Genomic DNA, 22,606 nt, shown 5'->3' on the forward strand with positions numbered 1-22,606 from the left:
ATGGGGCACGATCTTTGCGGCGGCTGCCCGCAAAGCCTAGACTCTTGCCCCATGAAACTCATCGATTCCCTCGTCACCCAGGCGGCCGGCATCGCCGCGGTGCGACGCGACCTCCATGCCCACCCCGAACTCTGCTTCCAGGAGGTGCGCACCGCCGACGTGGTGGCGGCCAAGCTCACCGAATGGGGCATCCCGATCCACCGCGGGCTGGGCACCACCGGCGTGGTCGGCATCGTGAAGAACGGCAGCAGCGACCGCGCCGTGGGCCTGCGCGCCGACATGGACGCGCTGCCGGTCACCGAGCTCAACACCTTCGAGCATGCGAGCAAGCACCAGGGCAAGATGCACGCCTGCGGCCACGACGGCCACACGGCGATGCTGCTGGCGGCGGCCCAGCACCTGGCGAAGAACCGCAACTTCGACGGCACCGTCTACCTGATCTTCCAGCCGGCCGAGGAGGGCGGCGGCGGCGCCCGCGAGATGATCAAGGAAGGCCTGTTCGAGCAGTTCCCCATGGAGGCGGTGTTCGGCATGCACAACTGGCCCGGCATGAAGGCCGGCCAGTTCGCGGTCAGCCCCGGTCCCGCCATGGCCTCGAGCAACGAGTTCACCGTGAAGATCACCGGCAAGGGCGGCCATGCGGCCCAGCCGCACACCGGCATCGATCCGGTGCCGGTGGCCTGCGAGATGGTGCAGGCCTTCCAGACCATCATCACCCGCAACAAGAAGCCGACCGACGCCGGCGTGATCTCGGTCACGATGATCCATGGCGGCGAGGCCAGCAACGTGATTCCCGACACCTGCGAGATCCGGGGTACGGTGCGCACCTTCTCGCTCGAGGTGCTCGACCTGATCGAGTCGCGCATGAAGACGATCGCCGAGCACGTCTGCGCGGCGCACGAGACGCACTGCGACTTCCACTTCCACCGCAACTACCCGCCGACCATCAATTCCCCGCCCGAGGCCGACTTCGCGCGCCGCGTGATGGCCGGCATCGTCGGCGCGGACAACGTGCTGGTGCAGGAGCCCGCGATGACCGCCGAGGACTTCTCGTTCATGCTGCTGGCCCGGCCGGGCGCCTATGCCTTCATCGGCAACGGCGACGGCAGCCACCGCGTGGCGCATCACGGCGACGGGCCCTGCATGCTGCACAACGCGAGCTACGACTTCAACGACGACCTGATCCCGCTCGGCGCCACCTGCTGGGTCGAGCTGGCCGAGCAGTTCCTCAACGGCCCGAAGCTGGGCGCGGGAGCCGCCGCATGATCGGCGTCGGCGAAGCCTTTTCCGCGCGCTACGCACAGGCGCGCCAGAAGTTCCTGCAGGGTTGCGCGGCCGCCGGCCTCGAGGTGCGCTCGCATCTGCATCCGCTGAAGGGCCGCGACGGCGAGGAGCTGGCGATGGACGTCGCGCTCGACGGCGATCCGCAGGCCGAGCAATTGCTGATCGTCACCAGCGCCTGCCATGGCGTCGAGGGCCACTGCGGCAGCGGCGTGCAGGTGTTTGCACTGCACGATGCCGAATGGCGCGAGAAGGCCCGCAGCCAGGGCGTCGCGGTGCTGTACGTGCATGCGCTCAACCCGCACGGCTTCTCGCACGGGCGCCGCGTGACGAACGAGAACTGCGACCTGAATCGCAACTTCTTCGACTTCAGCGGACCGCTGCCGGTCAATGCGAACTACGCCGAGCTTCATGCGTTGCTGCTGCCCGCCCAGTGGCCGCCGACCGCCGCCAACGAGACCGCGATCGGCGAATGGATCGAGCGCCATGGCGCCACCGCCTACCAGGCCGCGGTCACGTCGGGCCAGTACCAGTTCGAAGACGGCCTGTTCTTTGGCGGCAAGGCCCCGACCTGGAGCAACCGCACGCTGCGCGAGGTCCTGCGCACGCATGCGCAGTCGGCGCGCCGGCTGGCCTGGATCGACCTTCACACGGGTCTAGGCCCGAACGGACTCGGCGAGCGCATCTTTTCGTGCCGCGACGACAAGGCCGCGTATGCGCGTGCCAATGCCTGGTGGGGCACGCCGGCCGCGCCGGTCACGTCGATCTACGACGGCTCGTCGACCTCTGCCTTTCTCACGGGCCTGATGTGGAGCTCGGTCTACGAGGAGTGCCCCGAGGCCGAGTACACCGGCATCGCGCTCGAGTACGGCACGGTGCCGGTGATGGAGGTGGTCGGAGCCCTGCGCGGCGACCACTGGCTGCACAAGCACCCCGAGGCCCCGGACGAACTGGCCGCATCGATCCGCGCCCGGATGGTCGAGGCCTTCTATACCGACACCGACGCCTGGCGCGGCCAGATCATCAGCCAGGCCCGGCAGGCGATGTTCCAGGCGGTGGATGGTCTGACCGGCAAGTCGTCCTGAGCCGCATTCGATCCGCATAACGACGATGACTTCCCCCATTTCCGCCGAGGGCGTCCAGGTGCTCGGCGCCTGCCCGCACGACTGCCCCGACACCTGCGCCCTTGTGACCACCGTGAAGGACGGCATCGCCGTCAAGCTGCAGGGCAATCCGGCGCACCCGCACACGGCCGGCGTGCTGTGCACCAAGGTCTCGCGCTACATCGAGCGCAACGACCACCCCGAACGCCTGGTCCAGCCGATGCGGCGCGTGGGGCTCAAGGGCAGCGGCCGCTTCGAGCCCGTGAGCTGGGACGAGGCGCTCGACGACATCGCGGCCCGCCTGGGCGCCATCGCGCGCCGCAATCCCGAGGCGATCCTGCCCTACAGCTACGCCGGCACCATGGGCCTGGTGCAGGGCGAATCGATGGACCGCCGCTTCTTCCACAAGCTCGGCGCCTCGCTGCTGGACCGCACCATCTGCTCGACGGCGGGCGGCGAAGCCATGGCCTACACGCTGGGCGGCAAGGTCGGCATGCGGATCGAGTTCTTCGCCGAATCGAAGCTGATCCTGATCTGGGGCAGCAACTCGATCGCGAGCAACCTGCATTTCTGGCGCCATGCGCAGGCGGCCCGGCGCGCGGGCGCGCGGCTGGTCTGCATCGATCCGCGCAAGACCGAGACCGCCGACAAGTGCGACGAGCACGTGGCCCTGCTGCCCGGCACCGATGGCGCGCTGGCGCTCGCGCTGATGCACGAGCTGATCGTCAACGACTGGCTCGACCATGACTACATTGCGCGCCATACGCTGGGCTGGGAGGCATTGCGCGAGCGCGCGCTTCAATGGCCACCGGCGCGCGCGGCCGCCGTGTGCGGCCTGCCCGAGGCGCAGATCGTCGAACTGGCGCGCGCCTACGGCACCACGAAGCCGGCCGCGATCCGCCTGAACTACGGCATGCAGCGCGTGCGTGGCGGCGGAAACGCGGCGCGCGCCGTGGCCTGCCTGCCGGCGCTGGTCGGCGCCTGGCGCCATCGGGCGGGCGGTGTGCTGCTGAGCAGTTCGGGCCTCTACCCGGTCGACCGCGCGGCGCTGCAGCGGCCCGAGCTGCTGGCCGGCCGGCGGCCGCGCACCATCAACATGAGCACCATCGGCGATGCATTGACCGACCGCGCGAACCCGGTCGAGGCCATCGTCGTCTACAACAGCAACCCGGTGGCAGTGGCGCCCGATTCGGCCAATGTCGTGGCGGGCTTCGCGCGCGAGGACCTCTTCACCGTGGTGCTCGAGCAGTTCCAGACCGACACCGCCGACTATGCCGACTACCTGCTGCCGGCCACCACGCAGCTCGAGCACTGGGACATCCACACGAGCTATGGCCACACCGACGTGCTGCTGAATCGGCCCGCGGTGGCGCCGCGCGGCGAGGCGCGCAGCAATGGCCAGGTGTTCCGCGATCTGGCCGCGCGCATGGGCTTCGACGAGCCCTGCTTTCGCGACGACGACGAGGCGATCTGTCGCAGCGCCTTCGCCGCCGCGACCATCGACTTCGAACTGCTGAAGGCGCAGGGCTTTGCGTCGCTGAAGCTGCCCGATGCGCCGTATGCCGAAGGCGGCTTCCCGACCGCTTCAGGGCGCTGCGAATTCTTCAGCGAACGGCTCGCGGCGCAGGGCCAGGACGGCCTGCCGGACCACGTGCCCAACTACGAGAGCTTCGGCAGCTCGAAGGAATATCCGCTTGCGATGATCTCGCCGCCGGCGCGCAACTTCCTCAACTCGAGCTTCGTCAACGTGCGCAGCCTGCGCGCGATCGAGGGCGAGCCGTTGCTCGAGATCCACGCGGCCGACGCCGCCGCGCGCGGCATCGCCGACGGCGCCACCGTGCGCATCTACAACCAGCGCGGCGAGCATCGCTGCCGGGCCGAGATCTCGCGCCGCGCGCGGCCCGGCGTGGTGCACGGCCTGGGCATCTGGTGGCGCAAGCTCGGCCTGGACGGCACCAACGTCAACCAGCTCACGAGCCAGCGCCTGACCGACATCGGCCGCGGCCCCACCTTCTACGACTGCCTGGTCGAGGTCGAGGCGGTCCCCGTCGCAACTGCCGCAGCCCCGGCCGAGGTGGCCGCATCGTGAGATTCGGCCGGCGTGGCGCCGCCGTGCTCGCGGTGACCGCGGCCGCGCTGCTGCTGCTGGCCGGTTGCGCCGACCTGGGCTACTACTGGCAGTCGGCCAGCGGCCATCTGGGCCTGATGCGCGCCGCGCGGCCGGTGCCCGAATGGCTCGACGACCCGGCCACCTCGCAGGCGCTCAAGACCAAGCTCGAACTGTCGCAGCGCATCCGGACGTTCGCGGTCGCGGATCTCGGCCTGCCCGACAACGCGAGCTACAAGTCCTATGCCGACCTGCACCGCAACGCCGCGCTCTGGAACGTGGTGGCGGCACCCGCGCATTCGCTCAAGCTCAAGACCTGGTGCTTCCCGGTGGCGGGCTGCGTGGGCTACCGCGGCTACTACGACGAGGCCGCCGCCAGGGCGGAAGCAGCATCGCTGCAGGGCGAGGGGCTCGAGAGCGCCGTCTACCCGGTGCCGGCCTATTCCACCCTGGGCTGGATGAACTGGGCTGGCGGCGATCCGCTGCTCTCGACCTTCATCGGCTACCCCGAGGGCGAACTCGCGCGCATGGTGTTCCACGAACTCGCGCACCAGGTGCTCTATGTGCCCGACGACACCATGTTCAACGAGTCTTTTGCCACCGCGGTCGAGCGCATCGGCGGTGCGCGCTGGCTGGCGTCGCAGGCCGGCGATGCGGCCCGCACCGAATATGCGCAGTTCGACGCCCGCCGCCAGCAGTTCCGGGCACTCATGGCCGACACCCGGCGCGCCTTGCAGGCGGTCTACGACTCGCCCGAGGCCAAGGCCCAGGACTGGCCCGCGGTCGATGCGATGAAGCAGCGCGCGATGGCGGAATTCCGTGAACGCTACGCAAGGCTGCGCGCAGACTGGCCCGCGGGCCCGCGTCAGGGCGCCTACGACGGCTGGGTGCCCCGTGCCAACAACGCCACCTTCGCGGCCCAGGCCGCCTACGACGAGCTGGTGCCCGGCTTCGAGGCGCTGTTCGAGCGCGAGGGTCGCGACTGGCCGCGCTTCTATGCGGCAGTCAGGAAGCTCGCGGAACTGCCCAGGGCCGAGCGCCGCGAGGCGCTGCGCGTCGATGCGTTGCCGGCCACGGCCGGGGCGGTGCCGACAAAGGCCAAGTCCGGAAACGGAGACCGCGGTGGCTGACATCCTGATCGAACGCAACCACACGCTCGGCCTGGTTCGCGCCCGCAAGGTGGCGCGGCGCTGGATGCAGCAGGCCGAGGCCGCCTACGGCCTGAGCTGCAGCTACCGGGAGGCCGAAGAGGGCGAGCAAGCTGACACGGCGCAATTCACGCGCGCCGGCGTCGACGGCCGGGTCGAGGTCGGCGCCGGGCACTTCAGGCTCGAGGCGACACTGGGCTTTCTGTTCGCGGCATTCGGGGAGCAGATCTCGCAGAGGCTTGCGCAAAGCCTGGATGAGTTGCTGGGGGCGGCGAAGAGTCAGGGCTGAGGCGCTGTCAGAGGCTCAGCGCAGCGATTCGATCAGGTCGACGTACTGCTGCTTGGCCTCGTCGGCCGTCAGGCCCTTGCGCGAGGTCCAGGCATCCCACTTGGCGCGTGCCACGATGTCGCTGAAGCTGGGCTTCTTCTCGGTGTTGTCGCCTGCGGTGGCCTGCTTGAAAAGGCCGTAGATCTTGAGCAGCGTGGGGTTGTCCGGACGCTCGGCGAGCAGCTTGGAATTGGCTTGTGCGGTTTCGAACAGGGTGTTCAGGTCGGACATGGCGAGAGCGTGGAAAAAGGGAGCTGCAATTTTAGGGGGGCCGAGGCCGCGGTCTGGAGGCATCGTTCGGTGGACAATCCGGGTCGGACCCCGACGGTGAGTCCGGATGCTCGAACCTAGGACACGGCTCTTTCGCCCATCGACAAACATGCGCACGCCAAGCGGACATCCCTCGAACAACTTTGACTTCCTGAGGCTGCTGGCTGCTGCGCTTGTGATCCTCGGTCACCACTACGTGGTGTTCGGGCGTCTGGAATCGGTGCCGGGGCTGCTCGGAAAGGGTGTTCACGTGCTTGGCGTGGAAATATTCTTCGCGATCTCGGGCTATCTGGTGGCCTCGAGCTGGAAGTTCGATGCCAATCTGCCGCGCTTCATGCTGAAAAGATCGTTGAGGATTTTTCCGGCGCTGATCGGTGTTTGCGTGTTTTCGGTCTTCCTGCTCGGGCCGATCTTCACCAACTTGTCAGCGCGAGAGTATTTTTCGAGCCGGGCGACATACGGCTACTTCTCCAACGTCTGGCTCTATGTTGCATATTCGCTGCCCGGGCTTTTCGAAGGGAATGTGATCAAGGCCGTGGTCAACGGGTCGCTTTGGAGTTTGCCTGCAGAGTTCTCGATGTATCTTCTGGTGGCATTCTTGGGGCTATGCGCCGCGCTTCGCGTGTCGTCGCGCGTGTTGTGGGCTGGCGCGCTGTTGGCGTCCGTGTTGGGCAAATACTATCTGTCGGAGGTGCGGGTGGGGCCGCCGCCCATCGTTTGGGGCACCTCCGTCACTGCCACGCTCGAAGTTGGCGTCTATTTTGTGGGCGGAGCGTTCATTGCCAGCCTTGGCGATCGATTCAAGCCAAGTCTTGTCCTGGCGGTCGTATCGATCGCACTTATTTTTGCGCTTCCCCTGTCGGTCAATCGGTGGGTCGATGCCCTCTTGTTCCCTTATGCCGTATTGGCTCTCGGGATGCTGAGCACCCCCTATATCCGTGAAGCTGGTCGTTTCGGCGATTTTTCCTATGGCTTGTATCTCTACGCGTTTCCGATCCAGCAGGCGCTCTATCAGACGATGGGACTGCGACTGGGTCTGCAGATTCCGCTGTTGCTGACTCTGGGAGCCACGCTGGCCTTGGCCGCAGTTTCGTGGCATTGGATCGAGAAGCCTTCGCTGCGCTACAAGCCGACGCGGGGCGCGAAAATCAAGCTGCAATCCGAAGCGTCGTCATCCGTGGGTGCGTGACAGCCATTCCCGGCCATCGCCTCTCCAAATGCACGCCGGAGCTCGTGCAACGGGTTGGACTGCACCGGTCCGGCAAAAATCCACCGACGGACGTAAAAAGGCGAAGCCTGCCCCGTCAAATGCGCCGTCGATTCAATCCGACAGGCCCGCCCGCGCCAATTCGACGTCGAGCTTTTCGCGCGCATCCGCCGGCTGGAGGCGAGACGCCCTCTCGTAGAGCCGCGTGGCTTCGGCGATGCGGGATTCACCTTGCAGCATCAGCAGGCCACGGGCGTATTCCATCAAGGCGCTGGCCGAATTCGGGTTGAGCTGCAGGCCGCGCTCGAACAGAGCCAACGAGGCGTCGGCGCGGGCGCCGTAGGTCATGCGAGCCACCAGCGAGCCCACCTTGTCGACCACCTCGGCGTGGAAGGCCGCGAGCGCCACGTGGGCGTCGGCATGGTCAGGGCGCAGTTCGATCACGCGCTCCAGGGCGCCCTTGACCTTGCTGCCCAGGCCCTGGGCAAGTGCGCGCGCCACGCTGATGCCCTGGCTGTAACGTCCGAGGGCGTAGGCCTGCCAATAGAGTGCCTGGCAATCGTCGTGATGATGGGCAATCTGCGCCGTGGCGCGTTCGGCCACCTGCTTGAACAATGCCAGCCGCACCGATTCGCGCGGCTCGAGGTAGTTGGCGTAGATCGCGGTCGCCTGGTTGGCGAGCGCAATGCCCTCGCCGCCATGGCGCAGACCGAGTGCCGCAGCGCGTTCGAAATCGCCGCTGTGATAGAGCGCCCAGCCTTCGGCCAGGGGCCCCTGCGCGGGCGGCGGCAGCCCCTGTCCCGCATGCAGGCGGGGCCAGTGCGCAGCCAGGTCGTCGGCGCTGAAGCGCGGCGCGTCCGGGTAGGGATGGCGCGTCCATTGCGCCGACGCATCGGTCTCGGCGGGCGTGAGCAGCGAGCGCGGATCGGATGGCGATGGGTTCATGCGAAGAATGAATTCAGGCAGTCGCGGGTTGATCTTCGCCGGCGTAGGCACTGCTCAGTGTCAGCAGATGCCGTCGTTGCTCGGTCGCCAGATAGGGCGCGAGCAGGTGCAGCGTGTGATGGGCGCCGCGCAGCAGCGCGCTCTGGGCATGGGCCGGCTCCAGGGCCTCGCGCGGGTTGCGCACGTACTCGAAGCTGAGCCAGTAGGTCAGCACCACCACCATGCTCTGCGCGAGCGTGTCGACCTCGCGCGAATCGATGTCCAGATGGCCCTCGGCCCCGAGCCCCGCGATCAAGGCACGGATCGCGCGCGCCTTGTTCTTGAGCACCAGTTGCAGCTGGGTTTCGAGGTGGCGGTTCTTGCTCAGCAGATCGTTGAGATCGCGGTAGAGGAAGCGGTAGCGCCAGATCAGCTCGAACAGGCTGTGCATGAAGAACCAGGCGTCCTCCACGTCGTGCACGCCCTCGCTGGCGTGCAGCAGTTCGAGCAACTCGGCCTCGTAGCCCTCGTAGAGCCGGTTGATCAGCTCGTCCTTGGCAGGGTAGTGGTAGTAGAGGTTGCCGGGGCTGATGTTGAGCTCGCCCGCCACCAGCGTGGTCGAGACGTTCGGCTCCCCGAACCGGTTGAACAGGTCAAGTGCGGTCTCGAGGATGCGTTGTGCAGTGCGGCGTGGCGCTTTCTTGGCCATGTCGGAACCCCGGTTTGTCTCTGGGGCCGACTCTAGCCGAAGTCGGTGGCGGCCGGACAGGGGCCGATCCGGATGCCCTGCCTCCTCAGTGAGCGGGCGAGATCCTCTGCATCAACCTTCGCTGCCGGGTCTGGCGCGACGGCGAGAGGGCTTGCTGGCCGCAGCTTCGGCAGGCGCCTTGCGTGCAGCGGTCTTGCGGGGCGCTGCTGCGGCTGCTGCGGCGCGCGCCGGCCGGCTCGTCTCGCTGTCGCGCCGCCTGAGCTCGGCCTCAAGCGCGTCGACGCGGGTTCGAAGCGCTGCAACGTCCTCTGCCGAGGGCATGCCGAGCTTCTCGAGCGCCCGCGCCACGCGCTCCTCGAAGATGTTCTCGAGCTTGCCCCAGCCGCCTGCGGCCTTGGTGCCGAACTCGTTCGCGAAGCCGGCCATGCGCGCCTGCGCCTGGGCCAGCGTCTCCTCCGCGGCCTGCTGGGTCTTCTTCTGCACCCCCGCGCCGTCCTTCACCAGTGCTTCGAACGCCTTGCTGCCTTCCTGCTGCATCTTGGCGAAGGCGCCGAGGCCGGCGAGCCAGATCTGCTGGGCGGAGTCCTTGATGCGGTCGGTGGCGGCGGCGCCGGGATCGGATTCGGGAGTTCGCTTTTCCATGGAATCACCTGAGACGTTGAGGCGTTCGACTTTAGTGCACAAGCGCATGGTTTTTTAGGTGCGAATGCCAAGCAAGAGGCTGCGAGGCGTAGGCGGGATCGGCCTACATTCGGCGCCGCCGCTAGCAACCGTCAAATGCAGGCGAAAATTGCAAACTTCGGTGAAACGAATGCGTACGATCAGGAATCGGCGCGATCGCAATACAGAGAGACATCTTGAATCTGCTGAACAAAGCGTCCCTCGTGGAGCCAGCGCGGCTGGTGTGGCCCGGCTCGTGGGTGGGGCACATACCGTTCGCCTCCTGGCTGATGGGCGAACTGCGCCCTAACCTGCTCGTCGAGCTCGGCACCCATTCAGGGAATTCGTACTGCAGCTTCTGTCAGGCGATCGCAACGCAGGACCTTCCCACCCGCGCCTATGCCGTCGACACCTGGGAGGGCGACAGCCATGCCGGCCAGTACGACAGCAGCGTGCTCGAGGCACTCGCGGACTATCACGATCCGCTGTACGGCGGCTTTTCGACGCTGCTGCGACTCACCTTCGACGAAGCGCTGGACCGCTTCGAGGACGGCAGCGTCGATCTGCTTCATATCGACGGACTGCATACCTATGAAGCGGTGTTGCACGACTTCGAGTCCTGGCTGCCGAAGATGTCGAACCGGGGCGTGGTGCTCTTCCACGATACCGCCGTGCACCGCGACGACTTCGGCGTCTTTCGGCTGTGGGATGCGCTGAAGACACGCTACCCAGGCTTCGAGTTCAGGCATTCCAACGGCCTCGGCGTGTTGCTGGTTGGCGCCGAAGTTCCTCCCGTTCTCAACCAGTTGGTGGCCAGTGACAGGGCCGAGCCTCCCGACGGCCTTGCGCGCCCCTTCTTCGAACTTCTCGGGTTGCGGCTCGAACAGCAGCTCGAGATGGCCGACCGGGGCGTCATCCTGAGGGCGCGCGAGGAGGAGATCGAGCGTCTGCAAGGCGTGGTCGAGCATCGCGACAGGGACGTCACGGAGCTTCGGCTGGCTGTCGAGGCACGCGACGAACAGCTCGCGTTGCTCGGACAGGCGCCGGCCGCGAACCAGACGGAAATCCATCGTCAATTGCTGGCTCGCGCTGCACAGCTGGAAGAGCGGCTCGCCGTCAGTGCGTTCGAAATCCATGCCCTCACTCGCGATCGCGCTGCCCATGCGGCAGACCTGGCTGCCGTGCGCCGCAGTCTCTCTTGGCGCGTCACGGCGCCCCTGCGGCTGGTCGGCCTGCTCGCCAGGGGCCAGTTTTCCGACGCCGGTCGCCGAGTGGCCGGGTGGTACCACCGCGTGCCCAACGTCAGCCGCATCCGGAACGCCGTGGTCGCGCGGGTGCGGGCGAGGCTGAGCCGTTCCGCAGGTGCGAACTACGACCATCAGGTCAATACGGCATCCAACGATTCGCTGGTGCGCGAGCGCAATGCCGCCACCGACAGACCCGTCCGCGCGGATGCCATGACCGCGGCGGCGCCGCCGACATGGCCACGGGTGGACGTGAGCGTGGTGACCTACAACAGCGAGCGCTGGATCGATGCGTTTCTCGACAGCGTGGCGGCACTCGAATATCCGCGGGATCGGATATTCCTGCGATTCGTCGACAACCATTCCTCCGATCAGACGGCATCGCGCCTGGAAGCCGCATTGCCTCGGCTGCAAGCGCTGGGCATCGCAGTCGAGTTGCTGAGGCGCCCCAACCGAGGATTCGGCGCCGGTCACAACGCCGGATTGGCCGGAGGCGCCGGCGAGTTCTGCCTGGTCACCAACATCGATCTGGAATTCGTGCCCGATTCCCTGGCCCGCGCGGTGTCGATGGCGGTTGCCGACTCGCGGTCTGCGGTGGCGTGGGAGTTCCGCCAGAAGCCGTACGAGCATCCGAAGTTCTACGACCCGGTAACCGGCACGACGAACTGGAACAGCCATGCCTGCGTCCTCCTGCGGCGTTCCGCCTTCGATGCGGTGGGTGGCTACGACGACAACCTGTTCATGTACGGCGAGGACGTCGAGCTGTCTTATCGCCTGCGCATGAACGGCGGCCTGTTGCGCTATTGCCCGGGCGCGATCGTCATGCACTACAGCTATGCCGAAGCGGGAGAGATCAAGCCGCTCCAGTACACCGGCAGCACCTTTGCCAACCTCTATCTGCGCCTCAAGTACGGCAGCCGCAAGAATGCCCGCGCGGTTCCGCTGATGGGACTTGGCCTGGTGCTGGCGCCGGAGGCGTACCCCGGCGCGCGGCGCGACGTCACGCGAAGTCTGCTGCGCCTTTGCGTCAAGGCGCCGGCTGCCCTGATGCAGCGCAAGAAGAACCAGCAAGCCTTCGCATTCCGCGAATGGGACTATGAAATGGCCCGTGAAGGCGCCTTCGTCGAGGCGAAGCCCCTGGCGCAGGACCGTCCGCTGGTCAGCGTCGTCACGCGCACCTACCGCGGCCGTGGCCGCTTCCTGCGCCAGGCGATCCTGTCCGTCGCGCACCAGACCTATCCGAACATCGAGCATGTGATCGTGGAGGACGGCCAGGAAACGCTTCGCTCCATCGTGGACGAGATCGCGGCCCTGACCGGCCTCCGGACCCGCTACCTGGCGATCGAGAAGGCCGGGCGCTCGGCCGCGGGCAACGCGGGGCTTGCGGCGGCGCAAGGCCGCTGGTGCGTTTTTCTCGATGATGACGATCTGCTTTTCGCCGACCACATCGAGTTGCTGGTCCAGGCATTGCAGGATGCCCCACAGGCCGTGGCCGCCTATTCACCCGCGATCGAGATCGCGACCGAATATCCGGCGGAGCCTGGCGAGGCCTACGCCGAGCTGGAGCATGCCGTGCCACCGCCGCTGCTGCAGCCGTTCGATGTCAGTGTCTTGAGGCATCACAACTTCATGGCGATCCAGTCGGTCCTGTTCGAGCGGCGACTGTTTGTGGAGCGCGGCGGATTCGAGCTCGATATGCACGCTCTGGAAGACTGGGTCCTCTGGAACGTGTACGCATGCCGGAATGAGTTCGTCTATGTTCCCAAGGTGACGTCGCTGTTCAGGACGCCATCGAGCCTCAAGGCCAGGGTGCAGCGGAATGCGGTCTTCAGCGAAGCCTACGACCTGGCCCGGGAGCGCATCGCGCGGCGCCTGATCGAGGTCAACAGCCGTGCCATGGCCTGCGAAATGTCGAGCCCGCCGTCGACGTCGCAGGCTCCTGGCTCGACGGTGGCGAAAACACACGCAACCGAGGTCTGATTGAAAGCTCGTGCGCGGCGCGGTGGGTTCCTTCGCTTGGCCGTTGCTCTGACAGGCACCACGAATTGAAACGAATGCAGATGTGATAATTCGCCCCCGAGCGTCGGCCATCGGCGTGCTTGAAATCAATGATCTAGAGGGACTCAGATGATCCTGGTCACCGGAGGCGCCGGCTTCATCGGCGCGAATTTCGTACTCGACTGGCTGGCCAAGGCCGGCGAACCCGTCGTCAACCTCGACAAGCTGACCTACGCCGGCAATCTCGAGACCCTGGCCTCGCTCAAGGGCAACCCGAATCATGTGTTCGCGCAGGGCGACATCGGCGACAGCGCCCTGGTCGACCGCCTGCTGGCAGAGCACAAGCCGCGCGCGGTGCTCAACTTCGCGGCCGAGTCGCATGTCGACCGCTCGATCCACGGCCCCGAGGATTTCGTCCAGACGAACGTGCTCGGCACTTTCAGGCTGCTCGAGTCGGTCCGTGGCTACTGGAATGCTCTCCCGGCCGACCAGAAGGCTGCCTTCCGCTTCCTGCATGTCTCGACCGACGAGGTCTATGGCTCGCTGTCGGCCACCGACCCGGCGTTCACCGAAGAGAACAAGTACGAGCCCAACAGCCCGTACTCGGCCAGCAAGGCCGCCAGCGACCATCTGGTGCGGGCCTGGCATCACACCTACGGGCTGCCCGTGGTGACGACCAACTGCTCGAACAACTACGGCCCCTTCCATTTCCCCGAGAAGCTGATCCCGCTGATGATCGTCAACGCCCTCGCGGGCAAGCCGTTGCCGGTGTACGGCGACGGCATGCAGGTGCGCGACTGGCTCTACGTCAAGGACCATTGCAGCGCGATCCGCCGCGTGCTCGAGGCCGGCCGGCTCGGCGAGACCTACAACGTGGGCGGATGGAACGAGAAGCCCAACATTGAGATCGTCAATACCGTCTGCGCGCTGCTCGACGAGCTGCGTCCGCGCGCTGATGGCAAGAGCTACCGCGAACAGATCAGCTACGTCACCGATCGCCCGGGCCATGACCGCCGCTATGCGATCGATGCCCGCAAGCTCGAGCGCGAGCTGGGCTGGAAGCCGGCCGAGACCTTCGACACCGGCATTCGCAAGACCGTCGAGTGGTACCTCGCGAACGCCGAGTGGGTCGCCAACGTGCAAAGCGGCGCATACCGCGAATGGGTGCAGAAGCAGTACGACGCTGCGCCCGCCGCAAAGGCCGCGGCATGACGAAGCTGCTGCTGCTCGGCAAGGGCGGCCAGGTCGGCTGGGAACTGCAGCGCAGTCTGGCCCCGCTCGGCGAGGTGGTGGCGCTCGACTTCGACAGCACCGACTTCCATGCAGACTTCAGCCATCCGGAGGAGCTCGCGGAAACAGTGCTGAAGGTGCGGCCCGACGTGATCGTCAATTCCGCCGCCCACACCGCCGTCGACAAGGCCGAGAGCGAGCCCGAGTTCGCGCGCAAGCTCAATGCGACCTCGCCGGGCGTGGTGGCGGAGGCCGCGCAGCAGATCGGCGCGCTGATGGTGCACTACTCGACCGACTATGTGTTCGACGGCAGCGGGAACAAGCCCTGGTTGGAAGACGATCTCACGGCACCGCTCAGCGTCTACGGCAGCACCAAGCTCGAAGGCGAGTTGCTGGTCGCACAGAAGTGCGCACGTCATCTGATCTTTCGCACGAGCTGGGTCTACGCCGCCCGCGGCGGCAACTTCGCGAAGACCATGCTGCGCCTGGCCAAGGAACGCGACCGGCTCACGGTGATCGACGACCAGTTCGGCGCGCCCACCGGTGCCGAACTGCTGGCCGACGTCACGGCGCATGCGATCCGTGCCACCTTGCTCGATCCGGCCAAGGTCGGGCTCTATCACCTTGTGGCGGGTGGCGAGACCACTTGGCATGGCTACGCGCGCTTCGTCCTGGCGCAGGCGCAGGCCGCGGGTGTGGCGCTCAAGGCCCACCCCGACGCGGTCGAAGCCGTGCCGACCAGCGCGTTCCCGACGCCCGCGGTACGGCCGCACAATTCGCGCCTCAATACGCGCAAGCTGCAAGAAACCTTCGGCCTGACGCTGCCGCCCTGGCAGGTCGGCGTGGCGCGCATGCTGGCCGAGACTCTCTGACGACCCACGGAACCCCACAACGATGACGAAGACACAACGCAAGGGCATCATCCTCGCCGGCGGCTCCGGCACGCGGCTGCATCCGGCCACGCTGGCCATGAGCAAGCAACTGCTGCCCGTGTACGACAAGCCGATGATCTACTACCCGCTCAGCACGCTGATGCTCGGCGGCATGCGCGACATCCTGATCATCAGCACGCCGCAGGACACGCCCCGCTTCCAGCAACTGCTGGGCGACGGCAGCCAGTGGGGGATCAACCTTCAGTACGCGGTGCAGCCGAGTCCTGACGGGTTGGCGCAGGCGTTCATCATCGGTGACAAGTTCGTGGGCAACGCGCCGAGCGCGCTGGTGCTGGGGGACAACCTCTTCTACGGCCACGACTTTGCGCACCTGCTGTCGAGCGCCGATGCGAAGACGAACGGCGCGACCGTGTTCGCCTACCACGTGCAGGACCCAGAGCGATACGGCGTGGTCGCGTTCGACGCCCAGGGTCAGGCCAGCAGCATCGAGGAGAAGCCGCTCAAGCCGAAGAGCAGCTACGCGGTCACGGGCCTGTATTTTTACGACAACACGGTCGTCGACATCGCCAAGGCGGTCAAGCCGAGCGCGCGCGGTGAATTGGAGATCACTGCCGTCAATCAGGCTTACCTCGAGCGCGGCCGACTCAGCGTGCAGATCATGCAGCGTGGCTACGCGTGGCTCGACACGGGCACGCACGAGAGCCTGCTGGAAGCGGGGCAGTTCATCGCCACGCTCGAGCACCGGCAGGGGCTCAAGATCGCCTGTCCCGAAGAAATCGCCTGGCGTCACGGCTTCATCACGAACGAGCAACTCGCCGCGCTCGCAGCGCCGTTGCAGAAGAGCGGCTACGGCAAATACCTCAACCATCTTTTGGCCGAGGAAGTCCGTTCATGAAGGTCACGCCCACAGCGATTCCCGACGTGCTGGTCATCGAGCCAAAGGTGTTCGGCGACGCGCGCGGATTCTTCTACGAGAGCTTCAACCAGAAGGCGTTCGACGAGGCCGTGGGGCGGCAGGTGGAGTTCGTACAGGACAACCATTCGCGGTCGGTCAAGGGTGTGCTGCGCGGGCTGCACTATCAGATCCAGCAGCCGCAGGGGAAACTGGTGCGCGTGGCACGTGGGGAGGTCTTCGACGTGGCCGTCGACATCCGCGAGTCATCGCCGACGTTCGGCCGATGGGTCGGCGTTGAACTGAGCGAACATAACCACAAGCAGTTGTGGATCCCGGCCGGGTTCGCCCATGGTTTCCTGGTGACCAGCGAATCGGCAGACTTTCTCTACAAGACTACCGACTACTACGCACCGGAGGCCGAGAGAAGCATCCTTTGGAACGATCCGATCATCGGCATTCAATGGCCCCACATGGCTGTCGCCGCCAAGCTGTCGGCAAAGGATCAGAACGCAATGTCATTCGCGCAAGCTGCATATTTCGCGTAGCCACTTCGTGCGGGTCGCCTTTGGCGACGAAGACGCCTGTATGCGTTTCGCGCCCCAGGAGCGAGCGGGTTGGGCGCCTCACGCATTGCATCGCCTCTGAGAACACCCCCTGAGCATGGCTTGCTCCGCGCTGGTGGGTCAGCGCGGCCCTTCGCGTCGATCAGCCGACGAAGTGCGGATTTCGAAGGAATATCTCGCCATCGGTACGTGTCATCGCCTCAAGCGTAGGCTTGGACTTGTCATAGTCGAATACGCAGGGCGTTTGCAGCAGCACTTCCCACTTGCGTGCGTAGAAAAGCTCCAGCAGATGTCCTTCGATAGCGCGGCTATGAGTGCCGATGAAAAGATATCTCACGTTCTTCTGGAGGAAGTCGATAGATGCGCGAGCTGTCTCGAGCTCGGCGCCCTGTATATCCCAGTGCATGTAGTCGACGAAACCCAATCCAGCGCAGATCGTAGGTACAGAAAAGGCTTGCACGGCCACATGCTCGGCTTCATGTCCGCGATAGTCCACATCTCCTTCGTGTGCCGTGGCGGCGCCACCGTGGTCTCGCACGTCAATCTTCGGAAAGCGCAATTCGGTGTCTTCCTTCCATGCTGCCCCGAGCATCACCTTCGAATGCACGCCGTCTACGTTCATCAAGCCATTGCGCGTGAGGTGCTGACGCATCATTTCGGCTTTGGCGTCGTGCGCCTCGACACCTACAAGCTGGATGTCCTTGACTCCGAGACGCTTGCAAACGATCCCTACCGCCGAGATCCATGGCCCCCACCCGGCACCCAACTCAACCGCGACAAAGCGCTTGCGGTCCGATGACGCATCGATAGCTTTGAGGAGGGACGTATATTCGGCGTTCCCGCCATACACGCCGTCGTCGTGCAGAGGCAAGTCCGCCAGAACTTTGCCGCGAATTTGGTCTGCGTTGCCGAACATCCCCGCCTCCGTTTCCAGACCCAGCCAGTTCACGTAGCAAGCGGGATCCGTAAGAAGCAACTCCTCGCTTGGCGCCGCAAAGCGCCGAAGCCACTCAGCAGCAGGTGACGGTCCAGGTGTGGCTGCAGGGGACGCCGGAGTGGGCGCAGGCGCCCTAGCTTGCGCAGCAACTGCCTGAATGGCGACAGTTTGAACTTTGATGCTGCGCACAATTTTTTCACTGGACGCCTCTACGGTTTCCGTGAGCTTGGAAATCAATTGAGTCGCAGACAGAGCCGCGCTGTACAGGCGCACGATCTGGCGAATCGGGGTCATGTTGCGTAGGGTCATGGCATTCCGCAAGAGGGTGCGTGGGCACATTCTAGGCATATCAACGCCATGAACCTGACCCGAAAATTGGTGAAACGCGCAGGCACTGGTGGATCCTTTCTCGATGATGAAAGCGGCTGTCCGGTAGCCGATTGCCGGACACTGCGCGAAAATCAGAGACTGTCGAGTGCCGGCCATTAGCGAGGCGCGCCCTGGTTCGCAAGACCCAGAACGGCGCAGACCACCCCGAGCGCGTTACACAGATGAGCCGACCGCTAGAACGAGTGACCCTCGGTGTTGCGGCGGAGGTCTGCCTCGACCATCATTGCACAAAGTTGCTCCAATGATGTCGTGGGTTCCCACCCGAGTTTCTCTTTGGCGCGCGCGGGATTTCCAATCAACAAATCGACCTCCGCGGGGCGATAATATTTGGGATTGACGCGAACCAAGACCTTGCCGCTCTTGGTGTCGATGCCGACTTCGTGTTGTTCATTGCCCTCGAAACGAAGCTCAAACCCCGCCGCCCTGAACGCCATGTCAACGAATTGGCGAACCGTCTCGGTACGATTGGTCGCCAGAACGAAAGTATCCGGTTCGTCCGCCTGCAACATTCGCCACATACCTTCGACATATTCTTTGGCAAAGCCCCAGTCGCGCTTGGCATCCAAATTGCCAAGTTCCAAGAGGTCAATCTTTCCAAGCTTCAATTTGGCAACGCCATCCGTTATCTTACGCGTCACGAACTCTCGTCCGCGCAACGGACTTTCATGATTGAACAAGATGCCGCTACTTCCGAAGATGCCATAGCTCTCACGGTAATTGATAGTCATCCAGTGAGCAAAAAGCTTTGCTACACCATAGGGGCTCCGAGGATAGAAAGGGGTATCCTCCACTTGTGGGATAGCTTGAACTTTGCCGAACATCTCGGACGTGGACGCTTGATAGAACCGGATACCGGTGTTCGTCAACCGAATCGCCTCCAGCAAATGCAGCGCACCCATCGCGGTGATCTGAGCTGTCGCATCGGGCTGGTTGAAACTCACTCCAACAAAACTCTGCGCTGCCAGATTGTAGACCTCGTGCGGATCGGTTTCCTTGATTAAAGTGAGTGAGCTGCCAAGATCGGTCAAATCATATTCGACCAGATGAAGGCGTGGGTTGTCTTGAATGCCCAGTTCCTCTATGCGCCAGAAATTGACGGAGCTAGTCCTACGGAAAGTCCCGTAGACCGTGTAGCCTTTGCTCAAAAGCAACTCGGCAAGATAGGCGCCGTCTTGCCCGGTAATCCCGGTAACCACTGCACGTTTATTCATCATCAATTCCTTTATAATACCGAATTCACGCTCGCCAGAATGTCCATTATTGCGTCGATAGCTTAGACAGAAAATCCTCATAAGCAACGGCAATCCCTTGCTCGAAATTCGTCGAGGCCTTCCAGCCCAAGGCTTCTATCTTTTTCACATCTAGGAGCTTTTGAGGAGTTCCGTCTGGCTTGCTGGCGTCAAATTCAATGCGTCCGTTGTATCCCACGATCTTTCCGACGGTCTGTGCAAGCTCGCGAATCGTCATATCGAATCCGCACCCGACATTCATCAACGGAGCATTTTCCGGTTCTGTGAGGCGGGTGAAACTTGAGATAGGCATCCGCAATAAGAAGCTGATCGCCTGGCCAAGGTCCTCGGAAAAGAGAAACTCCCTGCGCGGATTGCCGGAGCCCCAAACCTCGACTGCTGTTGCCCCGGAAATCTTGGCTTCGTGAAATCGCCGTATGAGCGCCGGCAAGACATGTGAATGCGTGGGATGGTAGTTATCGCCAAGACCGTACATGTTGGTCGGCATCAAAGCGAGATAATTCGTATGGTGCTGGCGGTTGTACGACCAGCAAGATTCAACCCCGGCAATCTTCGCAAGTGCATAAGCGCGATTAGTTGCTTCCAACGGCCCCGTCAGCAAATAATCCTCTCGAATAGGTTGGGGGCAATCGCGCGGATAGATACACGATGATCCAAGAAATATCAAACGTTTAACGCCGATCGAAAAGGCAGCCTCAAAAACGTTAAGTTGAATCCGCAAGTTATTGTGAAGAAAGTCGACGGGCAACTGCGAATTTGCAAGTATCCCGCCTACCTTCGCTGCGCACATAACCACTGAATCCGGCCGCTCCGCCTCGAAAAAGGCCATCGTCGCCTGCGAGTCAAGCAGATCTAACTCAGAATGCGCGCGGACGATCGGACGGAAAGCTTCGGGTTCTTTTTGGAGTGCACGGAGCGTTGCGGACCCAACGAGTCCGCGATGACCGGCAACGAAAACGCTCTGATTCAAAATTATCTCCTAACAAGGATGCGGCGCATCATGGGGTATGTAGCTCGTACTACCGAGCGCATGACCGGTCGATCGGTCAGCTTCTCGGAAATTCTCGCAAGTCGCGTGGTCTGCAACTGTTTGTCGTTCGTCTCAAGCCGATTTTCACGTGCAATTTGCACGCAGGCAACGTTGTAGGCCGCGGTATCATTGAAGAAATAATAGGCAATTCGTGCTGCTTGTCGAGGGCTCAAATTATGGAGGGCCGCTGGTGGGGCCGTGGAAACATACCGTTCGACTCTTTCGTGCAGATCGTCCAAACCGCTTTCCCACGCGCCGCGACCCAGTTCGCTCTTCCGCCGTGCCGCGGATCCGACCCTATGCATTTCTTCCGCAGAGGGTTCATGGATGCCAGCATGAAGGTGGCCCAGCAGGTATCCCGTTCGTCCATTCTCTATGTACTCGTTTAGTGTCGGACGGTCGAGGCCATAGATGACCATGCCGTGAGACATGGCTTCCAAGAAAGAAAACCCTATTCCCTCGTTTGGGCGTGATGCGATGAAGATGTTGAATTTGCCGAATACGTCCAAGAACTCACTCTTTTTTGCAAACCAGGTAGAAGTGGTTACGATAGATTGCGGGAAAAGCTCAGCTACATTGTCGGGATGGATCGATGAGTATTCGCATGGATCGGCACTAAGGTGGAGATGCACATGCGACGGCGGCGTAACCCAATTCTTGAGCTGCTCGGCCATCCACGTGGCGGACAGGCCAGAACTTGGCGTTCTCTCCCAGAAAAAAACTCTCTTCGAGTCATACGATTGCGTCAATTCCGACGATGGCTTCGGGAAGTATTGGCGCTGGATCGAATCGAGCGAAAGATTTTCGTGAGTCTGATGCAATGCTTCCGAAAAATTGAGCATCAGCGCTCCCTTTTGAAGCAGCCAGTGAGCAGGATGCGCTTCTCCGGATCCGTCGTACATCGGAACAGAAACCACTCGACGCCCATGCGCACGAAGAAATATAGAGAGAAAGTCGTACTGAAAAACGACGTATAGATCAAATTTCGTTTTCAGTATCCGGTCGAGATTTTCCTCCGAAAAATCATCGATCCAATATTCCGTCACCTCCATCCGCGACTTAAAAAAATCGCGGATGAAGACGGTGGACATTGTCTTCTGATGGTAGACGTGATCAATAAATGCGCACGATGTTTTTTCCATTCGTAACGTCCCCCAGGTTGTTCGTCAAAGTGTCAAGATATCGAAGCTGGCGAGCTTTTAGGCGCTCGCGCGACACGTCATTCTGCTGCATCACTGTCTCAAAGGCTCGGTCTAGGCTGTGCCAGTCATGAAAGGTGACGCCTAGCCCGAAACTGTCGATGCTGTCGCCAAAACCGGTGCCTCGACGGCCGACAATAAGTTTTCCAAACGGAAGCGAGTCGAACAATATCGCAGAACCGCGCTGTGCGTAGGTGCCTGTGGAGTACGGCAGATACACAGCGTCAGACCGGGCGATCCAAGAAAAAAGCACGTCATCTTCCAGATAAGCGGGCAGCAATGTCACGTTGATGCTGCGTGCCAGTGCCAGTTCATAGGTCAGGTTGTACTCAGGATTTTGCGGCGACATTCTTTGCACGTAGAAGTGCATAGACCTGCCCCAAGTAAGGCGGCATCGTTGAGCATGCTCAAACAATTCGAAATAACCTTTGTCCGCTCTCGCACCTCCAAGGCATACAACGTTGCGAGTGGTTGGAGAGGAATTTGGGCTCGCCGGAACAACAGTTGTTTTCGCCTCGTGAATCGGAATGTGAGTCACCGGAACGTTGATCTTCAGTTGTCGCTCGAGAAAAGTGGCGTATTTTTCGGTTTCACCCGAAATCAAGATTCTAAGTCTATGCGCCGTCAGGAGTTGCAAGGCGGTCAAATACATCTCGTGCGAACCAGGCAGGTACCCCGCCGTTTCCATCACGCCCATCAACCGCACCACAATCAGCTGATCTGGTTTGATCAGTCCCTTCTTGGCAAGTTCGTGCAATGCCAGAATCGAGAACAAATCTGCTCCGGGCATAAACAGCAAGCTGGGTTCGCTTTTTAGCGCCTTGCCTAGTGACCCTCGAATTCCCCTAAGACTAACTAGGTGAAAAAGCAGGAAAAACGGGGAAAGTGCAATGCGGACCAACTTCGAAGTGGGCGCTACATGCTTGATGCGACGAACAAAGCGCTGGAGCCAGGGATGTGGTGCACGACTCTGCGTCGGTAGAAAGTATTCGTAGACCCACGGCAAGTTCTTCTTGACCGGGATAGTGGTCTCCGCGGGGTCGCAATCACTCTCAGGGATCCAGATTTCGGGCTGGCCCTGGCCATTTTCAATCATCCATTCTGCATATTTAATTGCAGTCTTGTAGTTATGCCCTCTGGCAGAACCACAAACCGGGTCAAATACTATCGGTGCTCCCAAGGAATTTCCTCTCAATGTTGCTCTTTTGTCCATAAAACTACCGATGACATTCCGCAGGAC

The 22,606-nt window shown here is 62.9% G+C and carries 20 protein-coding genes; 11 read left to right on the forward strand and 9 right to left on the reverse strand.

Annotated elements, in window-relative coordinates; genetic code table 11:
• Window positions 1-51 precede the first annotated feature (51 nt).
• Genes QTH87_RS01345 through QTH87_RS01365 form a run of 5 tightly spaced genes read left to right on the forward strand, consistent with a single transcriptional unit; the run spans window position 52 to window position 5,928 of the window.
• Window positions 52-1,266 carry a M20 aminoacylase family protein gene (locus tag QTH87_RS01345; RefSeq protein ID WP_286606244.1) on the forward strand — a complete coding sequence of 405 codons (1,215 nt, stop codon included), beginning with the start codon at window positions 52-54 and terminating at the stop codon, window positions 1,264-1,266.
• Entirely contained in the window at window positions 1,263-2,366 is a 1,104-nt protein-coding gene (locus tag QTH87_RS01350) for a M14 family metallopeptidase (RefSeq protein WP_286606245.1), read from the forward strand. The genes QTH87_RS01345 and QTH87_RS01350 overlap by 4 nt, the downstream gene beginning before the upstream one ends.
• Before the next feature lie 25 nt (window positions 2,367-2,391).
• Complete coding sequence (locus QTH87_RS01355; RefSeq protein WP_286606247.1) at window positions 2,392-4,473, forward strand: molybdopterin-containing oxidoreductase family protein; 2,082 nt, start codon at window positions 2,392-2,394, stop codon at window positions 4,471-4,473.
• Entirely contained in the window at window positions 4,470-5,621 is a 1,152-nt protein-coding gene (locus QTH87_RS01360; protein ID WP_286606248.1) for an aminopeptidase, read from the forward strand. The genes QTH87_RS01355 and QTH87_RS01360 overlap by 4 nt, the downstream gene beginning before the upstream one ends.
• Complete coding sequence (locus tag QTH87_RS01365) at window positions 5,614-5,928, forward strand: polyhydroxyalkanoic acid system family protein (RefSeq protein WP_286606249.1); 315 nt, start codon at window positions 5,614-5,616, stop codon at window positions 5,926-5,928. The genes QTH87_RS01360 and QTH87_RS01365 overlap by 8 nt, the downstream gene beginning before the upstream one ends.
• Before the next feature lie 15 nt (window positions 5,929-5,943).
• On the opposite strand, the gene QTH87_RS01370 is transcribed toward QTH87_RS01365, so the two are convergent.
• Window positions 5,944-6,198 carry an acyl-CoA-binding protein gene (locus QTH87_RS01370; protein WP_286606251.1) on the reverse strand — a complete coding sequence of 85 codons (255 nt, stop codon included), beginning with the start codon at window positions 6,196-6,198 and terminating at the stop codon, window positions 5,944-5,946.
• A gap of 148 nt (window positions 6,199-6,346) precedes the next feature.
• On the opposite strand from QTH87_RS01370, the gene QTH87_RS01375 reads away from it, so the two are divergent.
• Window positions 6,347-7,426 carry an acyltransferase family protein gene (locus QTH87_RS01375; protein ID WP_286606252.1) on the forward strand — a complete coding sequence of 360 codons (1,080 nt, stop codon included), beginning with the start codon at window positions 6,347-6,349 and terminating at the stop codon, window positions 7,424-7,426.
• Between the two features lie 132 nt (window positions 7,427-7,558).
• Here QTH87_RS01375 and QTH87_RS01380 read toward each other — a convergent pair whose 3' ends face one another.
• The 3 genes from QTH87_RS01380 to QTH87_RS01390 form a co-directional block, all read right to left on the reverse strand.
• Window positions 7,559-8,389 (reverse strand): tetratricopeptide repeat protein, encoded by an 831-nt coding sequence (locus tag QTH87_RS01380; RefSeq protein WP_286606254.1) that lies wholly within the window; start codon window positions 8,387-8,389, stop codon window positions 7,559-7,561.
• A gap of 13 nt (window positions 8,390-8,402) precedes the next feature.
• Window positions 8,403-9,077: a TetR/AcrR family transcriptional regulator gene (locus tag QTH87_RS01385; RefSeq protein WP_286606256.1), complete on the reverse strand. Its 675-nt coding sequence runs from the start codon at window positions 9,075-9,077 to the stop codon at window positions 8,403-8,405.
• 111 nt (window positions 9,078-9,188) lie between these two features.
• Window positions 9,189-9,719, reverse strand: a complete 531-nt coding sequence (locus tag QTH87_RS01390; RefSeq protein WP_286606258.1) for a phasin family protein — start codon at window positions 9,717-9,719, stop codon at window positions 9,189-9,191.
• A 215-nt stretch (window positions 9,720-9,934) separates the two neighbouring features.
• On the opposite strand from QTH87_RS01390, the gene QTH87_RS01395 reads away from it, so the two are divergent.
• The 5 genes from QTH87_RS01395 to rfbC all read left to right on the forward strand — a co-directional run bounded on the left by QTH87_RS01395 (window position 9,935) and on the right by rfbC (window position 16,542).
• Window positions 9,935-12,961, forward strand: coding sequence for a glycosyltransferase (locus QTH87_RS01395; protein ID WP_286606259.1), 3,027 nt, complete (start codon window positions 9,935-9,937; stop codon window positions 12,959-12,961).
• A gap of 147 nt (window positions 12,962-13,108) precedes the next feature.
• Window positions 13,109-14,191, forward strand: coding sequence for a dTDP-glucose 4,6-dehydratase (gene rfbB, locus QTH87_RS01400; RefSeq protein ID WP_286606261.1), 1,083 nt, complete (start codon window positions 13,109-13,111; stop codon window positions 14,189-14,191).
• Complete coding sequence (gene rfbD / locus QTH87_RS01405) at window positions 14,188-15,081, forward strand: dTDP-4-dehydrorhamnose reductase (protein ID WP_286606262.1); 894 nt, start codon at window positions 14,188-14,190, stop codon at window positions 15,079-15,081. Before rfbB ends, rfbD begins: the two co-directional genes overlap by 4 nt.
• Before the next feature lie 22 nt (window positions 15,082-15,103).
• Window positions 15,104-15,997: a glucose-1-phosphate thymidylyltransferase RfbA gene (rfbA, locus tag QTH87_RS01410; RefSeq protein ID WP_286606263.1), complete on the forward strand. Its 894-nt coding sequence runs from the start codon at window positions 15,104-15,106 to the stop codon at window positions 15,995-15,997.
• Complete coding sequence (gene rfbC, locus QTH87_RS01415) at window positions 15,994-16,542, forward strand: dTDP-4-dehydrorhamnose 3,5-epimerase (RefSeq protein ID WP_286606266.1); 549 nt, start codon at window positions 15,994-15,996, stop codon at window positions 16,540-16,542. The genes rfbA and rfbC overlap by 4 nt, the downstream gene beginning before the upstream one ends.
• Window positions 16,543-16,702: 160 nt before the next feature.
• Here rfbC and QTH87_RS01420 read toward each other — a convergent pair whose 3' ends face one another.
• From QTH87_RS01420 to QTH87_RS01440, 5 genes are all read right to left on the reverse strand, one after another.
• On the reverse strand, window positions 16,703-17,806 hold the full coding sequence (locus tag QTH87_RS01420; protein WP_286606268.1) for a hypothetical protein: 1,104 nt from the start codon (window positions 17,804-17,806) through the stop codon (window positions 16,703-16,705).
• Window positions 17,807-18,060: 254 nt separating this feature from the next.
• Window positions 18,061-19,098, reverse strand: a complete 1,038-nt coding sequence (gene gmd / locus QTH87_RS01425; protein ID WP_286606269.1) for a GDP-mannose 4,6-dehydratase — start codon at window positions 19,096-19,098, stop codon at window positions 18,061-18,063.
• Between the two features lie 46 nt (window positions 19,099-19,144).
• A complete protein-coding gene (locus QTH87_RS01430) occupies window positions 19,145-20,107 on the reverse strand; it encodes a GDP-L-fucose synthase family protein (RefSeq protein WP_353506136.1) in 963 nt (320 codons plus the stop codon).
• Window positions 20,108-20,109: 2 nt separating this feature from the next.
• Complete coding sequence (locus QTH87_RS01435; RefSeq protein WP_286606270.1) at window positions 20,110-21,258, reverse strand: glycosyltransferase; 1,149 nt, start codon at window positions 21,256-21,258, stop codon at window positions 20,110-20,112.
• Window positions 21,259-21,280: 22 nt separating this feature from the next.
• The gene (locus QTH87_RS01440; protein WP_286606272.1) at window positions 21,281-22,546 is read right to left on the reverse strand and encodes a hypothetical protein; all 1,266 of its coding nucleotides are present in this window, start codon (window positions 22,544-22,546) and stop codon (window positions 21,281-21,283) included.
• Window positions 22,547-22,606: the final 60 nt, after the last annotated feature.

Source organism: Variovorax jilinensis, from assembly GCF_030316885.1.
Classification (GTDB): Bacteria; Pseudomonadota; Gammaproteobacteria; order Burkholderiales; family Burkholderiaceae_C; genus Variovorax; species Variovorax jilinensis.

Coding starts and splice junctions, on each gene's coding strand:
- rfbD (WP_286606262.1), top strand. CDS start 14,188: ATGACGAAGCTGCTGCTGCTCGGCAAGGGCGGCCAGGTCGGCTGGGAA.
- gmd (WP_286606269.1), bottom strand. CDS start 19,098: ATGAATAAACGTGCAGTGGTTACCGGGATTACCGGGCAAGACGGCGCC.
- QTH87_RS01390 (WP_286606258.1), bottom strand. CDS start 9,719: ATGGAAAAGCGAACTCCCGAATCCGATCCCGGCGCCGCCGCCACCGAC.
- QTH87_RS01370 (WP_286606251.1), bottom strand. CDS start 6,198: ATGTCCGACCTGAACACCCTGTTCGAAACCGCACAAGCCAATTCCAAG.
- QTH87_RS01380 (WP_286606254.1), bottom strand. CDS start 8,389: ATGAACCCATCGCCATCCGATCCGCGCTCGCTGCTCACGCCCGCCGAG.
- QTH87_RS01435 (WP_286606270.1), bottom strand. CDS start 21,258: ATGTCCACCGTCTTCATCCGCGATTTTTTTAAGTCGCGGATGGAGGTG.
- QTH87_RS01345 (WP_286606244.1), top strand. CDS start 52: ATGAAACTCATCGATTCCCTCGTCACCCAGGCGGCCGGCATCGCCGCG.
- QTH87_RS01350 (WP_286606245.1), top strand. CDS start 1,263: ATGATCGGCGTCGGCGAAGCCTTTTCCGCGCGCTACGCACAGGCGCGC.
- QTH87_RS01355 (WP_286606247.1), top strand. CDS start 2,392: ATGACTTCCCCCATTTCCGCCGAGGGCGTCCAGGTGCTCGGCGCCTGC.
- QTH87_RS01385 (WP_286606256.1), bottom strand. CDS start 9,077: ATGGCCAAGAAAGCGCCACGCCGCACTGCACAACGCATCCTCGAGACC.
- rfbA (WP_286606263.1), top strand. CDS start 15,104: ATGACGAAGACACAACGCAAGGGCATCATCCTCGCCGGCGGCTCCGGC.
- QTH87_RS01375 (WP_286606252.1), top strand. CDS start 6,347: ATGCGCACGCCAAGCGGACATCCCTCGAACAACTTTGACTTCCTGAGG.
- rfbC (WP_286606266.1), top strand. CDS start 15,994: ATGAAGGTCACGCCCACAGCGATTCCCGACGTGCTGGTCATCGAGCCA.
- rfbB (WP_286606261.1), top strand. CDS start 13,109: ATGATCCTGGTCACCGGAGGCGCCGGCTTCATCGGCGCGAATTTCGTA.
- QTH87_RS01420 (WP_286606268.1), bottom strand. CDS start 17,806: ATGACCCTACGCAACATGACCCCGATTCGCCAGATCGTGCGCCTGTAC.